Annotated in this window: 19 protein-coding genes, 2 tRNA genes and 1 riboswitch; of the genes, 2 read left to right on the top strand and 19 right to left on the bottom strand. The window is 72.2% G+C overall.

The window, feature by feature from the left end; genetic code table 11:
- Positions 1-34: 34 nt before the first annotated feature.
- From ACOWU6_RS04465 to ACOWU6_RS04425, 9 genes are all read right to left on the bottom strand, one after another.
- Complete coding sequence (locus ACOWU6_RS04465) at positions 35-1,195, bottom strand: ThiF family adenylyltransferase (protein WP_421074855.1); 1,161 nt, start codon at positions 1,193-1,195, stop codon at positions 35-37.
- Complete coding sequence (locus ACOWU6_RS04460) at positions 1,192-1,956, bottom strand: thiazole synthase (RefSeq protein ID WP_271172504.1); 765 nt, start codon at positions 1,954-1,956, stop codon at positions 1,192-1,194. The genes ACOWU6_RS04465 and ACOWU6_RS04460 overlap by 4 nt, the downstream gene beginning before the upstream one ends.
- A gap of 1 nt (position 1,957) precedes the next feature.
- Positions 1,958-2,197 (bottom strand): sulfur carrier protein ThiS, encoded by a 240-nt coding sequence (thiS, locus tag ACOWU6_RS04455; RefSeq protein WP_271172505.1) that lies wholly within the window; start codon positions 2,195-2,197, stop codon positions 1,958-1,960.
- Positions 2,194-3,369 carry an FAD-dependent oxidoreductase gene (locus tag ACOWU6_RS04450; protein ID WP_421074854.1) on the bottom strand — a complete coding sequence of 392 codons (1,176 nt, stop codon included), beginning with the start codon at positions 3,367-3,369 and terminating at the stop codon, positions 2,194-2,196. The genes thiS and ACOWU6_RS04450 overlap by 4 nt, the downstream gene beginning before the upstream one ends.
- A complete protein-coding gene (gene thiC, locus ACOWU6_RS04445) occupies positions 3,356-5,086 on the bottom strand; it encodes a phosphomethylpyrimidine synthase ThiC (protein ID WP_282978339.1) in 1,731 nt (576 codons plus the stop codon). Before thiC ends, ACOWU6_RS04450 begins: the two co-directional genes overlap by 14 nt.
- Positions 5,085-5,192: riboswitch (TPP riboswitch) on the bottom strand. (Overlaps the previous gene by 2 nt.)
- Positions 5,193-5,231: 39 nt before the next feature.
- Positions 5,232-6,101 (bottom strand): 3-methyl-2-oxobutanoate hydroxymethyltransferase, encoded by an 870-nt coding sequence (gene panB / locus ACOWU6_RS04440; RefSeq protein WP_421074853.1) that lies wholly within the window; start codon positions 6,099-6,101, stop codon positions 5,232-5,234.
- The gene (gene panD / locus ACOWU6_RS04435; protein ID WP_271172509.1) at positions 6,098-6,487 is read right to left on the bottom strand and encodes an aspartate 1-decarboxylase; all 390 of its coding nucleotides are present in this window, start codon (positions 6,485-6,487) and stop codon (positions 6,098-6,100) included. Before panD ends, panB begins: the two co-directional genes overlap by 4 nt.
- Complete coding sequence (gene panC / locus ACOWU6_RS04430) at positions 6,487-7,338, bottom strand: pantoate--beta-alanine ligase (protein ID WP_421074852.1); 852 nt, start codon at positions 7,336-7,338, stop codon at positions 6,487-6,489. Before panC ends, panD begins: the two co-directional genes overlap by 1 nt.
- On the bottom strand, positions 7,335-8,120 hold the full coding sequence (locus ACOWU6_RS04425) for a DUF2520 domain-containing protein (protein WP_421074851.1): 786 nt from the start codon (positions 8,118-8,120) through the stop codon (positions 7,335-7,337). Before ACOWU6_RS04425 ends, panC begins: the two co-directional genes overlap by 4 nt.
- Positions 8,121-8,300: 180 nt before the next feature.
- Here ACOWU6_RS04425 and ACOWU6_RS04420 point away from each other — a divergent pair, with 180 nt between their 5' ends.
- Positions 8,301-8,864 carry an NUDIX hydrolase gene (locus ACOWU6_RS04420; protein WP_421074850.1) on the top strand — a complete coding sequence of 188 codons (564 nt, stop codon included), beginning with the start codon at positions 8,301-8,303 and terminating at the stop codon, positions 8,862-8,864.
- A gap of 111 nt (positions 8,865-8,975) precedes the next feature.
- Here the strand turns inward: ACOWU6_RS04420 and ACOWU6_RS04415 are convergent, their stop codons facing one another.
- On the bottom strand, positions 8,976-9,992 hold the full coding sequence (locus ACOWU6_RS04415) for a sugar phosphate isomerase/epimerase family protein (RefSeq protein ID WP_421074849.1): 1,017 nt from the start codon (positions 9,990-9,992) through the stop codon (positions 8,976-8,978).
- Positions 9,989-11,188 carry a Gfo/Idh/MocA family protein gene (locus ACOWU6_RS04410; RefSeq protein WP_421074848.1) on the bottom strand — a complete coding sequence of 400 codons (1,200 nt, stop codon included), beginning with the start codon at positions 11,186-11,188 and terminating at the stop codon, positions 9,989-9,991. Before ACOWU6_RS04410 ends, ACOWU6_RS04415 begins: the two co-directional genes overlap by 4 nt.
- A 139-nt stretch (positions 11,189-11,327) precedes the next feature.
- Here ACOWU6_RS04410 and ACOWU6_RS04405 point away from each other — a divergent pair, with 139 nt between their 5' ends.
- Entirely contained in the window at positions 11,328-12,320 is a 993-nt protein-coding gene (locus ACOWU6_RS04405; protein WP_421074847.1) for a LacI family DNA-binding transcriptional regulator, read from the top strand.
- A gap of 139 nt (positions 12,321-12,459) precedes the next feature.
- On the opposite strand, the gene ACOWU6_RS04400 is transcribed toward ACOWU6_RS04405, so the two are convergent.
- The 8 genes from ACOWU6_RS04400 to aztB form a co-directional block, all read right to left on the bottom strand.
- Positions 12,460-12,651: a hypothetical protein gene (locus ACOWU6_RS04400; RefSeq protein WP_421074846.1), complete on the bottom strand. Its 192-nt coding sequence runs from the start codon at positions 12,649-12,651 to the stop codon at positions 12,460-12,462.
- A 114-nt stretch (positions 12,652-12,765) separates the two neighbouring features.
- Positions 12,766-13,158 (bottom strand): SdpI family protein, encoded by a 393-nt coding sequence (locus ACOWU6_RS04395; protein WP_421074845.1) that lies wholly within the window; start codon positions 13,156-13,158, stop codon positions 12,766-12,768.
- Positions 13,159-13,386: 228 nt separating this feature from the next.
- Positions 13,387-13,459 (bottom strand) — tRNA-Ala (locus ACOWU6_RS04390).
- A 14-nt stretch (positions 13,460-13,473) separates the two neighbouring features.
- Positions 13,474-13,547 (bottom strand) — tRNA-Ile (locus tag ACOWU6_RS04385).
- A gap of 184 nt (positions 13,548-13,731) precedes the next feature.
- A complete protein-coding gene (gene aztD, locus ACOWU6_RS04380; RefSeq protein ID WP_421074844.1) occupies positions 13,732-14,934 on the bottom strand; it encodes a zinc metallochaperone AztD in 1,203 nt (400 codons plus the stop codon).
- A gap of 23 nt (positions 14,935-14,957) precedes the next feature.
- Positions 14,958-15,857 carry a zinc ABC transporter substrate-binding protein AztC gene (aztC, locus tag ACOWU6_RS04375; protein WP_421074843.1) on the bottom strand — a complete coding sequence of 300 codons (900 nt, stop codon included), beginning with the start codon at positions 15,855-15,857 and terminating at the stop codon, positions 14,958-14,960.
- Positions 15,854-17,101, bottom strand: a complete 1,248-nt coding sequence (locus ACOWU6_RS04370) for an ABC transporter (RefSeq protein WP_421074842.1) — start codon at positions 17,099-17,101, stop codon at positions 15,854-15,856. The genes aztC and ACOWU6_RS04370 overlap by 4 nt, the downstream gene beginning before the upstream one ends.
- 14 nt (positions 17,102-17,115) lie before the next feature.
- Positions 17,116-18,045: a zinc ABC transporter permease AztB gene (aztB, locus tag ACOWU6_RS04365; protein WP_271172520.1), complete on the bottom strand. Its 930-nt coding sequence runs from the start codon at positions 18,043-18,045 to the stop codon at positions 17,116-17,118.
- Positions 18,046-18,095 lie beyond the last annotated feature (50 nt).

Here is an 18,095-nt window from a genome sequence, read left to right as displayed (position 1 = left end):
CCGGAGACGTTCTTTCGGGTTTTCCCGAATCGCGTCACGGCGCCGCGGCGCACGTCGGCGCCGGGGCCTGCTCGAGCGCGTGCCACGCCGAGATCCCGCCCGCGAGCGAGCGGAGCGGATGAGCGCGCCACTCCGGGCGCCCGCGGAGCACCTCGGCCGCGCGGCGCGACCGCACCCCGAGGGCGCAGTGCACGACGACCTCGCGCCGCTCGACGAGCGCACGCCGCACGGCTTCGGGCGGCTCCTCCCCCGCCTCGATCTCGTCGAGCGTCCAGCGGACGGCATGCGGGATGGCCCCGGGCTCGGATGGCGCGCGCACGTCCACGACGAGAGGCGCGGCGCCCCCGGCCAGGGCATCGCGGAGCTCGGCGGCCGAGACGATCGGCACCGCGCCATCCGCCGTGCCATCCGCTGGGGCCTGCGCCGCGCCATCCGCCGGGGCTTCCGCCGGGCCATCCGCCGCGAACGCCACCTCGCGCCATCCGGCGCCGAGTGCGTCCACGACGACGACGCGGCCGAGGAGGGGGCGTCCTGCTCCCGTGATGAGCTTGATCGCCTCGGCCGCCATCTGGGCGCCGACGAGCGCGCACAGCGGGCCGAACACGCCCGCCGTCGCGCAGTCGAGCGCCGCTCCCGGCGCATCCGGGTAGAGGTCGCGGTAGCGCGTGCCGCGCTCGGCCCAGACGACCCCGACCTGGCCCTCCCACCGGAGGACCGACCCCCAGACGAGGGGAAGGCCGAGCGCCGCCGCCGTGTCGTCGACGAGGTACCGCGTGGCGAAGTTGTCCGAGCCGTCGACGACGAGGTCGTAGTCCGCGAGAACGCCGGCCGCGCTCCGCGCATCCAGACGCAGGGCGTGGGCGCGCACCTCGATCCCGGGGTTCCGCGCCGCGATGGCGTCGCGTGCGGATGCCGTCTTCGGTCGTCCGATGTCCGCGACCCGGTGGATCACCTGGCGCTGCAGGTTGCCGAGCTCGACGGCGTCGTCGTCGACCACGCCGAGCACGCCCACCCCCGCCGCGGCGAGCGCCAGCAGCACGGGCGAGCCGAGGCCGCCCGCGCCCACGACGAGCACGCGCGCCGCACGGAGGCGGCGCTGCGCGGCATCGCCCATGCCGGGCAGGATGAGCTGCCGGCCGTACCGCTCCCGCTCCTCGTCGGAGAGCGCCGGACCGGGTGCCACGAGCGCCGTCACAGGACCGCCATCCCCTCGGTCTCCGACGATGCGCGGGCGTGCCGCCGTCGGGGGATGCGCCCCGCGTGCGCGGCGAGGTGGCCCGCCTCGACCGCATGGCGGAACGCGGCGGCCATCCGCACGGGGTCGTGCGCGCGGGTCACCGCGGTCGCCAGGAGCACCGCGTCGCAGCCGAGCTCCATCGCGAGCGCCGCCTCCGACGCCGTGCCGAGGCCCGCGTCGAGCACGACGGGAACCGATGCGCGCGACACGATGAGCTCGATGTTGTGGGGGTTGAGGATGCCGAGGCCCGTTCCGATCGGCGCGCCGAGGGGCATGACAGCCGCGACCCCGAGCTGCTCGAGCCGCAGCGCCGTGACGGGGTCGTCGTTCGTGTACGCGAAGACCGTGAAGCCCTCCGCGACGAGCCGCTCCGCGGCGTCGAGCAGCTCGACCGGGTCGGGCAGGAGCGTCGTGTCGTCGGCGACGACCTCGAGCTTGATCCAGCTCGTGCCGAACGCCTCGCGCGCGAGCTCGGCCGTGAGCACCGCGTCGTGCGCCGTGCGGCAGCCCGCGGTGTTGGGGAGGAGGCGGATGCCGCGCTCGCGCAGCAGGGCGTAGAGGCCGCCAGCTCCGCTTCCGTATCGCCGCACGGCGACCGTCGTGAGCTCGGTGCCCGACGCCCGCAGAGCCTCGTCGAGCACCTCGAGGCTCGGCGCACCGCCCGTGCCGACGATGAGCCGCGACGACAGGGCGACGCCGTCGATGACGAGCGGCTCCACGTCAGCCGCCCTGCGCCGCGGTGAGCACCTCGACCCGCGCGCCCGGGCCGAGCCGATGCGACCCCCAGCGGGCGCGCGGCACGAGGACCGCGTCGACCGCGACCGCGACGCCGAGGGGCGCGCCGTCCTCGGCCGTGCCCTCGGGCGTCACCGCGCGGCCCGTGAGCGCCGAGACGACCGTCGACACGGCCGCCCCCTCGGGCAGCCGCAGAGCACTTCCGTTGACATCGATCTCGATCATGCGAGGACTCCTTCACGGTCACGGGGCGCGGCGTCGCGCCCGGGTTGGAGGCGGGTGGGGGCGAACCGCCCAGGGTCGAGCAGGTCGGCCTCGACGCCGCGCGGCGGGGCGACGTCGTCGACGATGCGGCGGCAGAGGTCTGCGATGAGCGGGGCGAGCAGCACGCCGTTGCGATGCGTTCCCGTCGCGACGACGAGGCCCGGGGCGGTCCGCCCGACGAGGGGCAGATGATCGGGGGTCGCCGGACGGGCGCGGGCGGTCGCCTCGACGAAGCGGTACTCGTCGACGAGCGGCATCACCTCGGCCGCATCGCGCAGCAGCGCCGACACGCCCCCCGCGGAGACCGCGTCGTCGGCGTCCTCGCGCTCGGTCGCGCCCACGACGAGTCCGCCGTCGACACGCGGCACGAGGTAGACGGCACGGCCGCGGACGAGGGAGCGGACCGTGTGCGCGAGGCGCGGGAGGCCCGCCGCGTGGAGGCGGAGGATGTCTCCGTGCACCGGGCGCAGCACGCCGGGCGGCGTCGCGCCCAGGTCCGCCGCGCCGAGCGCGTTCGCGATGACCACCTCGGCCGCGGCGATCGCCGTCCCGTCGGAGAGCTCGACACCGTGCACGGCACCGCCCCGCCCGCGCAGCAGGCGCCTCGCCGCGAGCGGACGGAGAGCGGATGGCGCGAGCGCGCCCCGAAGCGCGCGGACGAGGGCACGCGGATCGACGCGATGGTCGCCGTCCGCCGCGTACGCGCACGAGAGTCCCGGCGCGAGCAGGGGCTCGGCGGCCCGCGCTTCTCGGACGCTCCGTCGCTCCGCCTGCACGGCGGGCGCCGCGTCCACGAGCTCGACGATCCGACGGCGGTCGGCGTCGTCGACTCCGACGAGAAGCGTCGGGGCGGCCTCGTACCCGCACGCCGCGGCGCCGCCGGGCAGCGATGCGACGAAGTCGGGGTATGCGGCCGCCGCGGCGCGGTGGAGCGCGACGGCAGCGCGCTCGGTGTGCTGGAGCTCGCCCGCGGGGCTCAGCATTCCGGCCGCGGCATACGTCGCGCCGTCTCCCGGGCGGGGGTCGATGAGTCGCACCGAGCGCCCCGCGCGCGCACACGCGACGGCGATCGCCGTGCCGACGATCCCTGCGCCGACGACGGCGACGTCGACCCTGCTGTCAGCTCCGGACACGGGGCTCGTCGAGGTAGACGGACGCGCCGGCGGCGACGAACTCCTCGGACTTCCGGCGCATGGCCGCGATCGCCTCCTGCTCCTCGGCTCCGCCGAAGCGGTCGCGGATGTCCTGGGAGATCCGCATCGAGCAGAACTTCGGGCCGCACATCGAGCAGAAGTGCGCCGTCTTGGCCGGCTCGGCCGGGAGCGTCTCGTCGTGGAAGGCCTCTGCCGTGTCGGGGTCGAGCGAGAGGGCGAACTGATCGCGCCAGCGGAACTCGAAGCGCGCCTTCGACAGCGCGTCATCCCGCTCCCGCGCCCCCGGATGACCCTTCGCGAGGTCGGCCGCGTGCGCCGCGATCTTGTACGTGATGACGCCCGTCTTCACGTCGTCGCGGTTGGGCAGCCCCAGGTGCTCCTTGGGCGTGACGTAGCAGAGCATCGCGGTGCCCCACCGTGCGATCTCGGTCGCGCCGATCGCCGAGGTGATGTGGTCGTACCCCGGGGCGACGTCGGTGACGAGGGGGCCGAGCGTGTAGAAGGGCGCCCCCGAGCAGAGCTCCTGCTGGCGCTCGACGTTCTCCCGGACCAGGTGCAGCGGCACGTGCCCCGGCCCCTCCACCATGACCTGCACGTCGTGCTCCCACGCCCGGTGCGTGAGCTCCGCGAGCGTGTCGAGCTCGGCGAACTGCGCAGCGTCGTTGGCGTCGGCCGTCGAGCCGGGGCGCAGGCCGTCGCCGAGCGAGAACGCGACGTCGTACTGCGCGAAGATCTCGCACAGCTCGTCGAAGTGCGTGTAGAGGAAGTTCTCGCGATGGTGGGCGAGGCACCAGCCCGCCATGATCGAGCCGCCGCGCGAGACGATGCCCGTCACCCGCTCTGCCGTGAGCGGCACGTAGCGCAGCAGCACGCCCGCGTGGATCGTCATGTAGTCGACGCCCTGCTCGCACTGCTCGATCACGGTGTCGCGGAAGATCTCCCAGGTGAGGCGATGCGCCTGCCCGTCGACCTTCTCGAGCGCCTGGTAGATCGGGACCGTCCCGATCGGCACGGGCGCGTTGCGGATGATCCACTCGCGCGTCGTGTGGATGTCGTCGCCCGTGGAGAGGTCCATGACCGTGTCGGCGCCCCACGTCGTCGCCCACTGGAGCTTCTCGACCTCCTCGGCGATCGAGCTCGTGACGGCCGAGTTCCCGATGTTCGCGTTGATCTTGACGAGGAACGCCCGCCCGATGATCATGGGCTCGCTCTCGGGATGGTTGATGTTGCTCGGGATGATCGCGCGCCCCGCCGCGAGCTCCGAGCGGACGAGCTCGACGTCGCACCCCTCGCGCAGCGCGACGAAGCGCATCTCGGGCGTGATGACGCCCTGCCGCGCGTAGTGCATCTGCGTCACGCGCCGGCCGGGACGTGCGCGGCGCGGGCGGGCGGACTCTCCCCGCCACTCCGCGGAGGCGGCGCCGCGCCGCGCGGCCGCTCGGCCGTCGTCGTGAAGGTCGCGCGGGCGCCCGTCGTACTCCTCGACGTCGCCGCGTGCGGCGATCCAGTCGGCTCTCAGCGGCGGCAGCCCCCGCACCGGGTCGCTGCCCGGACCCGACGTCCGATAGGCCGTGAACGGCTCGTTCCGCTCGCCGTTCGGCGAGTCCGTGAGCGCGATGCGGGTGACCGGCACCCGGATCCCGTGCTCGTCGTCGTGCAGATATGCGAGCGAATGCGTCGCTTCCAGGGTGCGCAAAAGAGCTGCTCCTACTTCCTACGCCGGCATGACCCGAACAGGTTCGACGGTCGCGAGCAGCGTCAGCTCGTTCTCAGCCCCTGCTGGGACTCCCGTGTGGACCGGATCAGAGTAGCAGGGAGCCGCGGTCGCGCAAGTCGGCGGGTCAGAGCGCGTCGAGCAGCTCCCTCAGCCGGGCAGATTCCTCTTCGGGCATGGAGTAGCCGTGCTCGGTCGCGGGGTACTGTCCCGCGCGCACTTCCGCGACATAGCACTGGACACCGGCGATCATGTCGCCCCGCAGCTCCGCGTACCGCTTGACGAAGCGCGCCGCACGACCCCCGTATATGCCGAGAAGGTCATGGAATACGAGCACCTGGCCGTCGGTGGCGGGGCCCGCGCCGATGCCGATCACGGGGACGCTCATCCGAGGCATCAGGGCGTCGGTGACGTCGCTCGGGATCGCCTCGAAGACGATCGCGAAGCACCCGGCCTCCTGCAGCGCGAGTGCGCTCTCGCACACCGCGAGCGCGTCGTCGGCGGTTCGCCCCTGCGCGCGGTATCCGCCGAGGGCGGTCGCCGTCTGCGGCGTGAGGCCGACATGCCCCATGACGGGGATGCCCGCGCGGACGATGGCGCGCGCGCGATCGACCGACGTGCCGCCGCGCTCGATCTTGACCGCATCGCACCCCGTCTCCTTCACGAAGCGCTGCGCGGTCGCGACGGCGGTCTCGTCGGAGGCCTCGTACGAGCCGAAGGGCAGGTCCGCGACGAGCAGAGGGCTCTGCAGACCCCTGCGGACCGCGGCCGTGAGCATGATCATCTCGTCGACGGTGACGGGCACGGTGCTGTCGTATCCGAGCACCGTCATCGCGGCCGAGTCGCCCACGAGCACGACGTCGACGCCTGCCGCCTCGGCCACCTGCGCGCTGGGATGGTCGTAGGCGGTCACCATGGCGATGCGCTCGCCCGCGGCCTTGCGCGCGGCGAGGTCGGCCAGCGCGACGCGCGGGCGGGCCGCCGGCCGCGTGCTCATGCGCGCGCCGTCAGGAGACGGTCGACCGCGTCATCGACCTGGATGATGCCGTTGCCCCGGTCGACGTGCACGACGACGGGCTCGTACGTCTCGAGGTCCTTCTCGTCGTACTCGGCGTAGGAGACGACGATGATCGTGTCGCCCGCGTGCACGAGCCGGGCGGCAGCGCCGTTGACCTGCATGACCCCCGAGCCCCGCTCCCCCGCGATCGTGTACGTCTCGAAGCGCGCCCCGTTGTCGACGTCGAGCACGTGCACCTGCTCGTGCTCGAGGATGTCCGCCGCCTCGAGGAGATCGGGGTCGATCGTGATCGAGCCGACGTAGTTGAGGTCGCTTCCCGTGATGGTGGCGCGATGGATCTTCGACTTGAGCATGATGCGGCGCATCAGGATTCTCCCTTGAGGATGCGGTTGTCGATGAGGCGTGCGGCGCCGACCCTGGCCGCGACCGCGAGCAGCGCGTCCCGATCGACGCGGACGAGAGGACGGAGGTGCTCGGCGTCGCGCAGCTCGAGGTACTCGGGCTCGATGCCGGCCTCCCCGAGGACGGATCGCGCGGCCGCGAGCAGCACCGCGCCATCCCGCTCGCCCCGCGCCGCGAGATCCTCCGCCGCGGTCAGCGCCCGGTTCAGAGCGGTCGCCTGCGCCCGCGCTGCGGCATCGAGGTAGACGTTGCGCGAGCTCATCGCGAGGCCGTCCGGCTCGCGGACGATCGGGCACGCCTCGATCCGCACGGGCAGGTCGAGGTCGCGGACGAGCCGGCGCACGACGAGCACCTGCTGCGCATCCTTCTGTCCGAAGAAGGCGACGTCAGGGGTGACGATCGAGAGCAGCTTGGCGACGACGGTGGCGACGCCGTCGAAGTGGTGCGGGCCGCGGTGCGCGCCGCACAGCACGTCGGTGATGCCGGAGACATGGATGGTCGTGGCGAAGCCGTCGGGATACATCTCGGAGACGGGCGGCGCGAAGAGGATGTCGGCTCCCGCCTCCTCGGCGAGCGCGGCATCCCGGGCCTCGTCGCGCGGATAGGAGCCGAGGTCCTCGTTCGCCCCGAACTGCGTCGGGTTGACGAAGAGCGACACGACCACGACGTCGGACGCCTCCCGCGCACGGCGCATGAGCGAGAGGTGTCCTTCGTGGAAGGCCCCCATCGTGGGGACGAGGCCGATCGAGGCGCCCTCGGCTCGCGCGGTGCGCACGGCGGCGCGCATGTCGGACACGGTGCGCACGATCCTCATGTCGCGTGCTCCTTCCTGCGTGCGAGCGCGCGGGTCGCCTCGCACAGCTCGTCGAAGAGCGGGACGAGCTCGGGCCGGCCGGCCGAGATCGCCGCGCGCTGGCGCTCGACCGTCTCCTCGTCCCCGCGGGCGATCGGGCCCGTCAGGGCTGTCGCCGGTCCTCCCGACGCCCAGTTCTCGACAGTGCGCCGCACGAGCGGCGCGAGGAGCAGGCGCGCCTCCTTGGCCGGGATGCCCGCGGTCTCGGCGATCCGCTCCGCGGCATCGGCGATGGTCACGAGGAAGTTCGCCGCGACCGACGCGGCTGCGTGGTAGGCCGCCCGGTGGGCCTCATCGAGGGGGAACGCGCGTGCGCCGAGCAGGAGCGCGATGCCCGTCGCGGTCTCGAGCGCCTCGTCCGACCGCCCCGCGATCGCGCACGCGACACCGCGGAACACGGCCGGGTCGTCATCGCCGGTGAACGTCTGCAGGGGGTGGAGGCCGAAGTCGACATCGTGGATCGGCACCGCGCCGGAGGTGTGGCCGATCATCCGCCCCGCCGCCGTCGCGGCGCGCGCTGCGGCAGCGATCTCCCCGTCCGGAACGCACAGCAGCACGACCGGCGCGTCGGGGATCTCCTCGCCGCGCCCGACCGGGCCGTGCACGACGACGCCGGCCGCCCGGAGGGCACGGGCGATGCTCCGGCCGAGTCGGCCGGGGCCGACCACCGTGACGCTCTCGAGGGCGCTGTGCGGGGTGCGGAGGATGCTCATGGTCTCGGTGCGCGGGGACGCGCGCGACATGAGTATCCGCCTCATGGGCCGATCGAGCAAAATCGGGCGGCAATGTGCACAGTGGTACCGGTCAGTGTCTTACCGATCTGCTCCCTGGTTCGCTTTAGGTCTGTGCATGGTGATTTCACCGACGACTGTCGGCCACTCGGATCCTCGCTCCGGTCCCCGGCCTGTGACAGGCTCGAAGCCGTGATCGACCCGCGCTCCTCCCTGCTCGCGTCCGCGCGCGAGGCCGTCGCCCTGGTGGGGCCGTCGGTCCCCGCGCACGACGACTTCGTCGCGGCTCTCGAGGCGCACGGCGCGGCCGCGCTCGACCGCGAGGGACCGCCCGCGCACCTCACGGCGAGCCTGTTCGTCTTCGACTCGACCGGCGAGCAGATCCTCCTCTGCCTCCACGGCAAGGGGAGGTTCTGGGTGCAGCCGGGCGGCCACCTGGAGGCCGGGGACACGTCGCTCGCGCAGGCCGCCGCACGCGAGCTCGAGGAGGAGACGGGCGTCTCCCGCGGTCTCCTCCGCGACGTCCGGGTCGTCGATCTGGACCACCATCCTCTGAGCTCGCGGTTCGGCCGATGCGCATCGCACCTCGACGTCGGCGTCGCGGCCGTCGTCGACCGCGACGCCGTGGCACTGCAGGTGAGCGATGAGTCGGACGACCTGGCGTGGTTCCCCCTCGGCGACCTGCCCTCGCCGCTGCCGCCCGCCTTCGACGAGCGCCTCGCACGTGTGCGGGCGGCGTACGCGGTCGCCCGCTGACACATCCCTCTGCAAGGCGCCATCGGCCATCCCTCCCCCGGTCGTTGAGCGAGCGAGGAACGAGCGAGTCGAAACGCCGCGACCCGGCCTCGAGAACCGCCCTGTGCGAACTCACCCCTGCCCGAGCGACTCCTGCAGAGCTCGATCGGCGTCCCGCAGCACGGCCGCGGCCACCTGGAGCCCTTCGACGCGGCCGAGCTCGACGTCCTCGTGCTCGATGTTGACCCACATGTCCGGGTCGACCTCGTGCAGAGCACGGAGGAACTCCGTCCAGTACGCCGTGTCGTGCCCCTTGCCGAGCGCGACGAAGTCCCAGGCGGCGGGCTTCGGCCATTCGTTCGCCCATTCGTCGCCCCCGAGGCCCGTGCGCGACTCGGACGGGTCGAGCCGCCGGAAGCCGTTGTCGAGCACGCCGTAGAGCTGCGCGGTCTCGCGATTGATGCGGACATCCTTCGCCGCTGCGTGGAAGACGAGCTCGCCCAGCTCTCGCACGACCGCGACGGGGTCCATCTGCTGCCAGAAGAGGTGCGACGCGTCGAGCTCGACGCCGATGTGCGTCGCGCCGGTCGTCTCGACGAGACGATGCACGTCGCGGGTGTTGAAGACGACGTTCTGCGGGTGCAGCTCGAGCGCGACCTTGACGCCGTGGTCGGCAGCGAGTCGGTCGATCTCCCGCCAGAAGTCGCCGACGACCCGCCACTGGTAGTCGAGCACGTCGAGGTGCGCCGAGTTCCAGGCGTTCACGATCCAGTTCGGGAATCGCGCCGTCTCGTCGGATCCCGGCAGACCCGACATCGTGACGACGCGCGTCTGACCCAGGCGGGCAGCGAGGCGGATGGATCGGCGCACGTCCTCCGCGTGCCGCGCGCGGATGTCGGCCTTCGCGTGCAGCGGGTTGCCATTGCAGTTGAGGCCGGCGATCTCGACGCCGGTCCCCTCGAACTGCCCGAGGAAGTCGTCGCGCGCGGCGTCGGACACGAGGATGTCGTCGAGGGACGGGATGTGGACCGCCGGCAGGAATCCGCCCGCGTTCAGCTCGATCCCCGTGAGACCGAGCGACGCGATGACCTCGAGCGCCTCGGGAAGCGCGCGGTCGTGCAGGATCGCGTTGTAGACACCCAGCCTCATGCGCGCACCTCCTGCGGGATCGCGACCGCCGCGCCGTGTCGCGCGGCAGACTCCGTCACCGCCTGGAGCAGCCGCATGTTGCGGACTCCCTCCTCGAACGTCGCGCATCGCGGCAGCGATGCCGCCTCCTCGATGCCGGCGACCTCCTCGAGGAACGCCCGCGCCTGGTACACGAAGCCCTCGTTCTGACCGAACCCGACACCGGTCGCGTCCATGGCGAGACCTCCTCTGAGGTACGGATGCTCGGGGCCGAGGAGCACCCGCCGGAAGCCGCGCTGCGCGACCGGGCCCTCGTTGAGCATGAGTCCGATCTCGGACGGCGTGCGGAAGTCGAACGACGCCGAGCCGTTCTCGCAGAACACCTCGAGGACGAGCGTGTTCGCGTGCCCCGAGGCGACGCGCGAGACCTCGATCGCCCCTGCTCCGCCATCCGCGAAGTCGAACGAGAACGCGGCGTAGTCGTCGTTCTCGACGGTGTCGAATGTGTCCGACACGGCGCCGTGCTCGTGGCCGATGACGGCGCCGAGGGGCTCGGGACGCTCGGAGATCACGGTGGCGAAGCGGCCACCCGACACCTCCGCGATGTCGCCGCCGATGAACTCGGCGATGTACGCGAGGTGGCTGCCCACATCGGCGAGCGCTCCCGAGCCCTGCGCGCCCTTGAAGCGCCAGCTGATCGGGATGTGCGGGTCGGCGGCGTAGTCGGTCCAGTAGCGTCCGCTGACGTGCAGCACGCGGCCGAGCACGCCGCTGCGCACGAGGTCGCGGAGATACGCGATGCCGGGCGAGCGCCGGTAGGTGAAGCCGACGCGCGCGATGCTCGTCGCCGAGCGCGCGGCGTCGGCCATGGCGACCGCATCGTCGAGGCTGTCGCTGAGCGGCTTCTCGCACAGGACGTGCTTGCCGGCGGCGAGGAGCCCTTCGACGATCTCGCGGTGGAGATGGTTCGCCACGACGACGCTGACGACGTCGATGTCGGGCGCCTCGGCGATCGCCTGCCACGACGTGTCGCTGCGCTCATAGCCGAAGCGCCGCGCGGCGAGGGAGCCGAACTCGGCGTTCACGTCGCCGATCGACACAAGGCGGATGGGCGGAAGCGTCGGGGCGTAGACGGTGGGCGCCGCACGGTACGCCGCGGCGTGGGCGCGGCCGGCCATGCCGGCTCCGATGACGGCGACTCCGAGGCTCTCGGGCATCGGCTCTCTCCTTCGAGGTCTCGCCCGGCCTTCCGGCCGCGGCGTCATTGCAGGTGCGAGGATGGGGATGAACCGCGCGTTGGAGCGGTACAACGATCACGGTAGGCTACGACGTAATGTCCTGTCAAAGGGGAATCTCATGACCGCGTCCCGACCGACGATCTACGACGTCGCCCAGCGCGCAGGCGTGTCGAAGTCGCTCGTCTCCCTCGTTCTCCGCGGCTCGCCAAAGGTCAGCCCGGAGCGGCGTCGCGCGGTCGAGGAGGCCATCCGCGCACTCGACTACCGTCCGAGCCGAGCCGCCACCGCGCTCGCCGGAGTGCGCACACGCAACATCGGCCTCGTGATCGACGACTTCCGCAACCTCTGGTTCGTCGACCTCCTCGATGGCATGCGCGATGTGCTCGACCCCGCCGGCTTCCAGGTCAGCGTGGCCGACCTCCGCCGAGACGCGCACGCGGTCGAGGGCTTCATCGCGACCCATGCCGAGGCCGTCGTCGTCGCCGCCGAGCCGGATGCGGCGGCCCTGCGCATCCCCGTCCCGGTCGCCGTCGTCGGCGGGCGCGCGGGCTCGATCCCCGGCGCGGACACGGTCGCGAACGACGACACCGAGGGCGCGCGGATCGCGACGCGGCATCTCCTCGAGCTCGGCCATCGTCGCATCGGGCATCTCACCGGCGGAGGAGGGTCGGCGGCCCTGCGGCGCGCTGCGTACACCCGTGTGATGCGCGAAGCCGGGCTCCATCCGCTGCTGACCGGCGGTGAGCACGAGACGAGCGATGAGGGGGGCTACCGCGCGGCACGGCAACTGCTCGAGGCACATCCGGACGTGACCGCGATCTTCGCGTCGAACGACGTCATGGCGCTGGGCGCCGCGGCCGCCCTGCGCGACCGAGGTCTCGCCATCCCGCATGACGTGTCGCTCGTCGGCTACGACGACTCGCCCCTCGCGAACAGCCGCTACCTGTCGTTCACGACGATCGACGACCGCAGCCGCGACGTGGGAGCGGAGACCGCGCGCGCCATCCTCGCCCGGCTCGACGACCCCGAGGCCGAGCCCCGGCACATCCGCCTCTCGCCGACGCTCATCGACCGGGGATCGACGGCGCCGGCCCGCGCAACGAGCGCGTGAGTAAGGAGGTGCACCCCGGGGTCAGAGGTGGCTTCACCGAGCGCCGGCAGCGGGATCGTATCCAGGATGTCGGCGATCCGCAGAGCAGGGTCGCGAGTCCGCAGGGGTGAGAGCGCCTCGCGATGCGATGCCCTCTCGCCTAAGGACGGTGCTGTCGGCGGCCCCGGCGCGACTTCTCGATGAGCGTCACGACGACCGTGGCCGACAGGACCACAGCGCCGATGACGAGCAGCGTCGTCAGGTCGACCCTTCCTCCGGTCAGCCAGAAGACGAACACGGACACCAAGAAGAGCGCGCCGGCGAACAGCGCCGTGCGAAGAACCTGGTTCATGCTCTCTCCACTCATCCGGTCGCGGCCTTGATCCACCCTCCCACAAGGGATACGCCGACGCTGGTCACGACGGCGCCGCCTGGGCAGACGGAACCAGGATCCGTCACGCGCGGGCTATGACTCGGTTCCGCTTGCGCGCCTGGCCGCACGGTCCGCGCCGCGCCGCGCCAGAAGGGCCACGACCACGACGAGCACGAACCCGCCCACGGCCAGCGCGTGCCCCCAGCTGCTCGGACCATCCGTCAACTCCACGATCAGGAGCGCGACGGCGTGCAGGCCGGAGATCGCAGCGAGGGCGACGAGGTAGGGAACACTCGCGCGTTGCGCCGCCACCCACGCCGCGTCCGAGCGCAGCGTCTGGCGGGTGCGGACCCCGACCGCGAGGTTTCGCGCCAGACGCCCGCGGGAACTCACGACGGCAAGGCACAGAGACACGATCAGGATGACCGCGTACCCCGCCATCGGCGGGTAGAACATCGTCCGGTTCCTCTCGTCGAACGTGCCCAAGCGATTACGGCACGGCGCCGCTGCGCGTTGCGGATGCCCCTCCGCGAGACGTCGGCGAGGGTCGCACTCCGTGCTCGCTCGCCGCCGCAGAGACATTATGCCGTTCTGTTCACCGGCAGCGCGCGTTCCCCGTCCGCCCGCAGCCCCGTCGAGCTGCCGCGCTCCCGGTGAGCTCCGGCGCGGAAACGCGAATCGCCCCGGCCGAGTGGCCGGGGCGATTCCTGCGTGTGGAGCCTAGGAGATTCGAACTCCTGACATCTTGCTTGCAAAGCAAGCGCTCTACCAACTGAGCTAAGGCCCCGAGAGGAGACGGAGTGGGGCTACCAGGACTTGAACCTGGGACCTCTTCATTATCAGTGAAGCGCTCTAACCGCCTGAGCTATAGCCCCGTCTTGCGAGAGCCGAACTCTCAACCTGCAAGAGCATACCCGAACCGGGAGGCCGGCGCCAATCGACGCCGCCCTCCCGGGGGTGTCGCACCCGATCGCCGGTGAGACTAGCCCCGGTCGCCGATACCTGCGCCCGGAGCGCTAGTCCGGGCGACGGGGGCTAGTCTCACCGGAAAGGGGCCGCTCAGCCGAGCGCCACCGCGATCTCGTTGGGAGCGGCCTCGAGCTCGACGGTCGCGACGGTCTCGCCCGTCGTCAGGTCGACGGCGTGCACGGCGTTCGACGCGGGCTCGGTGACGTAGGCGATGTCGCCGTTCACCTTGATCGTGGGGTGCGGGTCCTGCCATTCGGCCGGCCCCTCCCACGGCTCCACGACGGGGAACGCGTCCACGATCTCACCCGTCTCGGGGTCGAGCACGTGGATCTGTCCGTCGGTCGAGAGGATGTACGCGAGATCCTCCGGCCCGCGCACGACATCGCGGTACGTGTACTGCACCTCGTCCGGCAGCTCCACGACCTCGTAGGTGTGTGCGGCGGTGTCGATGAGCGTCACCGCGTTGAGCAGGTAGCCCTCGGCGTCGGGGTCGCTCTTGTAGTCGCCGACGACGATCGGGCTCGTCTCCGAGACGTACGCGTTGCCCATCCGCCCGTACTCGTCGGGCGCCGTGAACTTCTCGAACGCGCCGTCGTGGAAGAGGAGCGCACCATCCTCGCAGCCGAAGATCACGGCCTCGCCGGCCGCGGTCCCCTCGCCGTGGATGCCGGGGCACTTGTCGCTCGACGCGAGCTCATCCCAGTGGTCGTCGTGCGCGTGGAGCGCGACGGCACCCGACCGCGCGGTCTCGTCGCCGACGGTCGTGAGAAGAGTGCCGTCCTCGAGGACGATCGAGACGCCGTGGTGCGCGGCCTCGGAGCGGTGCGTCTCGCCCTCCGGAAGCGAGTCGTAGCCACCAGCGAACACGTCGGTGTCGAGGATGGTCGTCTCGCTCGTCGCGTCGTCGTAGAGCACCGTCTTCCCCTCGTGCACCACGACGTGCCCGGCGGCAGCCGCCTCGAAGACGAGATCGGTGAGCTCGGGCGCTCCCGTGTCGAGGATCTGGAACCCCTTCGACGTGGTCACGGCGATCGTCCGTCCGTCGCCGAACGGATTGAGCCGCGTGAACTCCTCGGTCTCGAAGGTGTCCACCACCTCGAGCGAGGTGCCGTCGAGCACCGCGATGCCGTTCTCGTAGGCCACCGCGACGCGACCCTCCGCCGGAGCCGCCGGCTCCTCGCTCGCGGTGTCGGGGGCGGCACCTGAGCCCGACGTGGTCGCGCACGCGGTCGCGAGGAGGGAGACCCCCGCGATCACGGCCGCCGCCGTCAGACGTCGTGTGTGTCGTGTCATCGTGTTCCTTTCCGGGATGGCCTTCAGCTCAGGCCCTGGGAGATGCGCTCGGTGTTCGCGCGCATCATGGTGAGGTAGGTGTCGGCGCCCTCTCCGGGCTCCGTGAGCGACTCCGTGAAGAGCTCGACGACGTCGACCTCGATGCCGACCTCGCTCGCGAGCACCTGCACGAGCCGGTCGGGCTGCGAGGACTCCGCGAAGATCGTCGGAACCCCCGCCTCCTCGATCGCGCCCGCGAGGTCGCGCAGGTCGGCGGCGCTCGGCGCCGCGAGGGTGGTGCCGCCGGGGATGACCGCGCCGATCACGCGGAAGTCGAAGCGGTCGGCGAGGTATCCGAAGACGTGGTGGTTCGTGACGAGGGCACGTCGCTCCTCGGGGATCGCCGCGAACGCCGCGGTCATCTCCTCGTCGAGCGTCGCGAGCTCGCTCCGATAGGCGTCCGCGTTGCCTCCGACGACGGCGGCATCGATCCCCGGGATGTCGGCGACCGCCGCCTCGAGCGCATCGACGACCTCGACCATCCGCGCAGGGTCGGTCCAGAAGTGCGGGTCCGGCGCACCGCCCTCGGCGTACGGCAGGACGTCGACGACGTCGCCGGCCGCGAGCATCCGCGCCCCCTCCGCCTCCGCGCGGTCGAGGTGCTGCTGCAGCCCCTCCTCGAGGCCGAGCCCGTTCGACACGATGAGGTCGGCATCGCCGAGCGACGCGGCCTCCTGTGCCGAGATCTCGAAGGAGTGCGGATCGGCGTTGCGCTTCATGAGGGTGAGCACCTCCGCCTCGTCGCCCACGACGCTCTGCACGACGTCGCCGAGGATGTTCGTGGTCACGACGATCCGCGGCGTCTCGTCCGCGGGCGCGATGGCCGCGCACCCGCTCACCGCGAGCGCGAGCGCAGCCAGCAGCCCGGCAGCCATCCGCCTCATCGCCCGACCTCCGCGACGAACGCGGGAGCCGTCGGCGTCTCGAGCGATCGCGCGACGCGCGCGCCGTCGGCATAGGCGATCTCGTGGACGACCCCCTCGAGCGGCGCGTTCACGTACGCGCGCTGCGCATCGACCGTGAGCGAGACGCCCGCGAGCGCGTCGGCGTCGGCCAGCGTCTGCGGCAGGAGCGGCTCGGACGCCCCGATCTCGGCACCGGTCTCGGCGAGGTAGACGCGCACGCGGCCCTCCACATCGAGCGCGACGACATGACCGTCCGCGTCGTCGACCGCCGCGACACGCAGAAGCGGTGCCTCCGTCTCGACGAGCCGCCACGCCCGCTCCCGGGTGTCGAGCAGCCAGAAGCCGCGCTCCCCCGCGAGAGCGGCGACCGTCGGGCGCCCCTTGCGACCGTCGAACGCGGTTGCACGCTCGGCGGTCGTCCCCTCGGGGTACGGGATGCGCTCGAAGACGGGCTCGCCGCGGTCGACCGTCGCGAGCACGGCGCCGTCGGCGCAGCCGACGACGAGCCCGACGCGCGTCGTGATCGTGCCCTCGGCGTCGACGCACGGCGTCTCGGCCTCCGCCTGGTCGCCCTCCGCCGGGGCGAAGCGCAGGCTCTGCACGCGACCGTCCGCGTCGGCCTCGCTCACGAGCGCGCCCGCACCGAGCGGCGCGATGATGCCGTCGGCGGAACCGGCGTCGAGACGCAGCGTCTCGACGATCTCGCCGTTCGAGAGCGCCTTGTTGTCGAGCAGCACGGCGTCTTCGCCGAGGACGATGCCCGTCGCGCCGGCCGTCGCGAGCGGTCCCGTCGAGACCGCGGCGGTGCCCGACCCCTCGAGCGTGCCGACGAGGCGCGGCTCCGCGCGGTAGTAGTGGAAGTGGTCGACGTGATCCCAGGTCCACGTGCCGCTGTCGACGATCTCGACCCCGGCCTCGGTCGTCGCGAAGACGTAGCGGCCATCCGTCGCGACCGCGGTCGGAGCGCCGATCTCGCCGAGCTCGACGGCCGTTCCGTCAAGCAGGTCGAGCACCCCGACGGCCCCCTCCTCGTCGATCGAGACGAGCTGAAGCGGCGGCTCGTCGACCTGAGCGGCCCCGGCCACCGATCCGTGTCCGTCGGCTGCCGGTGACGAGCTCGTCGGCGGCGCGGCCGCCGGCGCGGTTCCGGCGCATCCGGCGAGGAGCAGAGCTCCCGCACCCAGGGCGATCGAGAGTCGGTGGCGGGGGAGGTTTCGGGTCATGGGTTCCTTCCGGGTCATCGGATCGCCGCCGTTCGGGCGATGTGCGGTTCGCGCGAGCGCGCGGTCGCGGAGGCGTGCGTCGGCCCATCCGCGGTCTCCGGGCCATGGGCCGCGGTGCGGCGGCGCATCCGGTCGATGCTCGATCGGACGACGCCCGACAGCGCCGCGAGGAGGATGGCGCTGCCCGCGATCGAGGCGCCGGCCGCGGTGCCCGCGTTCCACGACACGAGGAGGCCCACGAGCACCGAGAGCGCGCCGATCGCGCCCGCGAGCGCCATCGTGACGGGGATGCGCGTCGTCCAGGGCCGCGCGGCGACCGCCGGTGCGAGCAGGAGCCCCACGACGAGCAGCGACCCGACGGCCTGATACGACGAGACGACCGCGAGCGTCACGAGCCCGACCAGCGCGAGCTGCGCACGACGGGGGCGCAGGCCGAGGGTGTGCGCGATGCGCCGGTCGAACGCCGACGCGACGAATGCGCGATGGAACAGGGCGGCGACCGCGACGGTGACGACGAGCGCGCCGGCGAGGAGCGCGATGTCGCCGAGGTCGACCGCGAGGATGTCGCCGAAGAGCATGGCGGTGGCATCCGTGGCGAAGGTGCGCGAGTGCGACACGATGATCACGCCGAGGGAGAGCATCCCGACGAAGAGCAGCCCGATGCTCGTGTCGTATGACAGCCGCCCCCGCCGCTGCAGCGCTCCGATGGCCGCGCTCATCGCGACGGCGCTCACCGCGCCTCCGATGAGGACCGGCAGCCCCAGCACGGTCGCGATCGCGACGCCGGGGAGCATGCCGTGGCCGATCGCCTCGCCGAGGAAGGCCATCCCGCGGATGACCACCCAGGTGCCGACGATGCCGCAGATGAGCGCGACGAGCACGCCGCCGGTCAGGGCGCGCAGGACGAACGCCGTGCTGAGGGGATCGAGGAGCCAGGAGGACACGGTGGTCGAGCCTAACCCAAAATGAGAACGATTATCAATTGCTATAGTGG

The organism is Microbacterium sp. SA156, assembly GCF_049065455.1.
Classification (GTDB): Bacteria; Actinomycetota; Actinomycetes; order Actinomycetales; family Microbacteriaceae; genus Microbacterium; species Microbacterium barkeri.
This window is presented reverse-complemented; position numbering and strand designations above follow the sequence as displayed.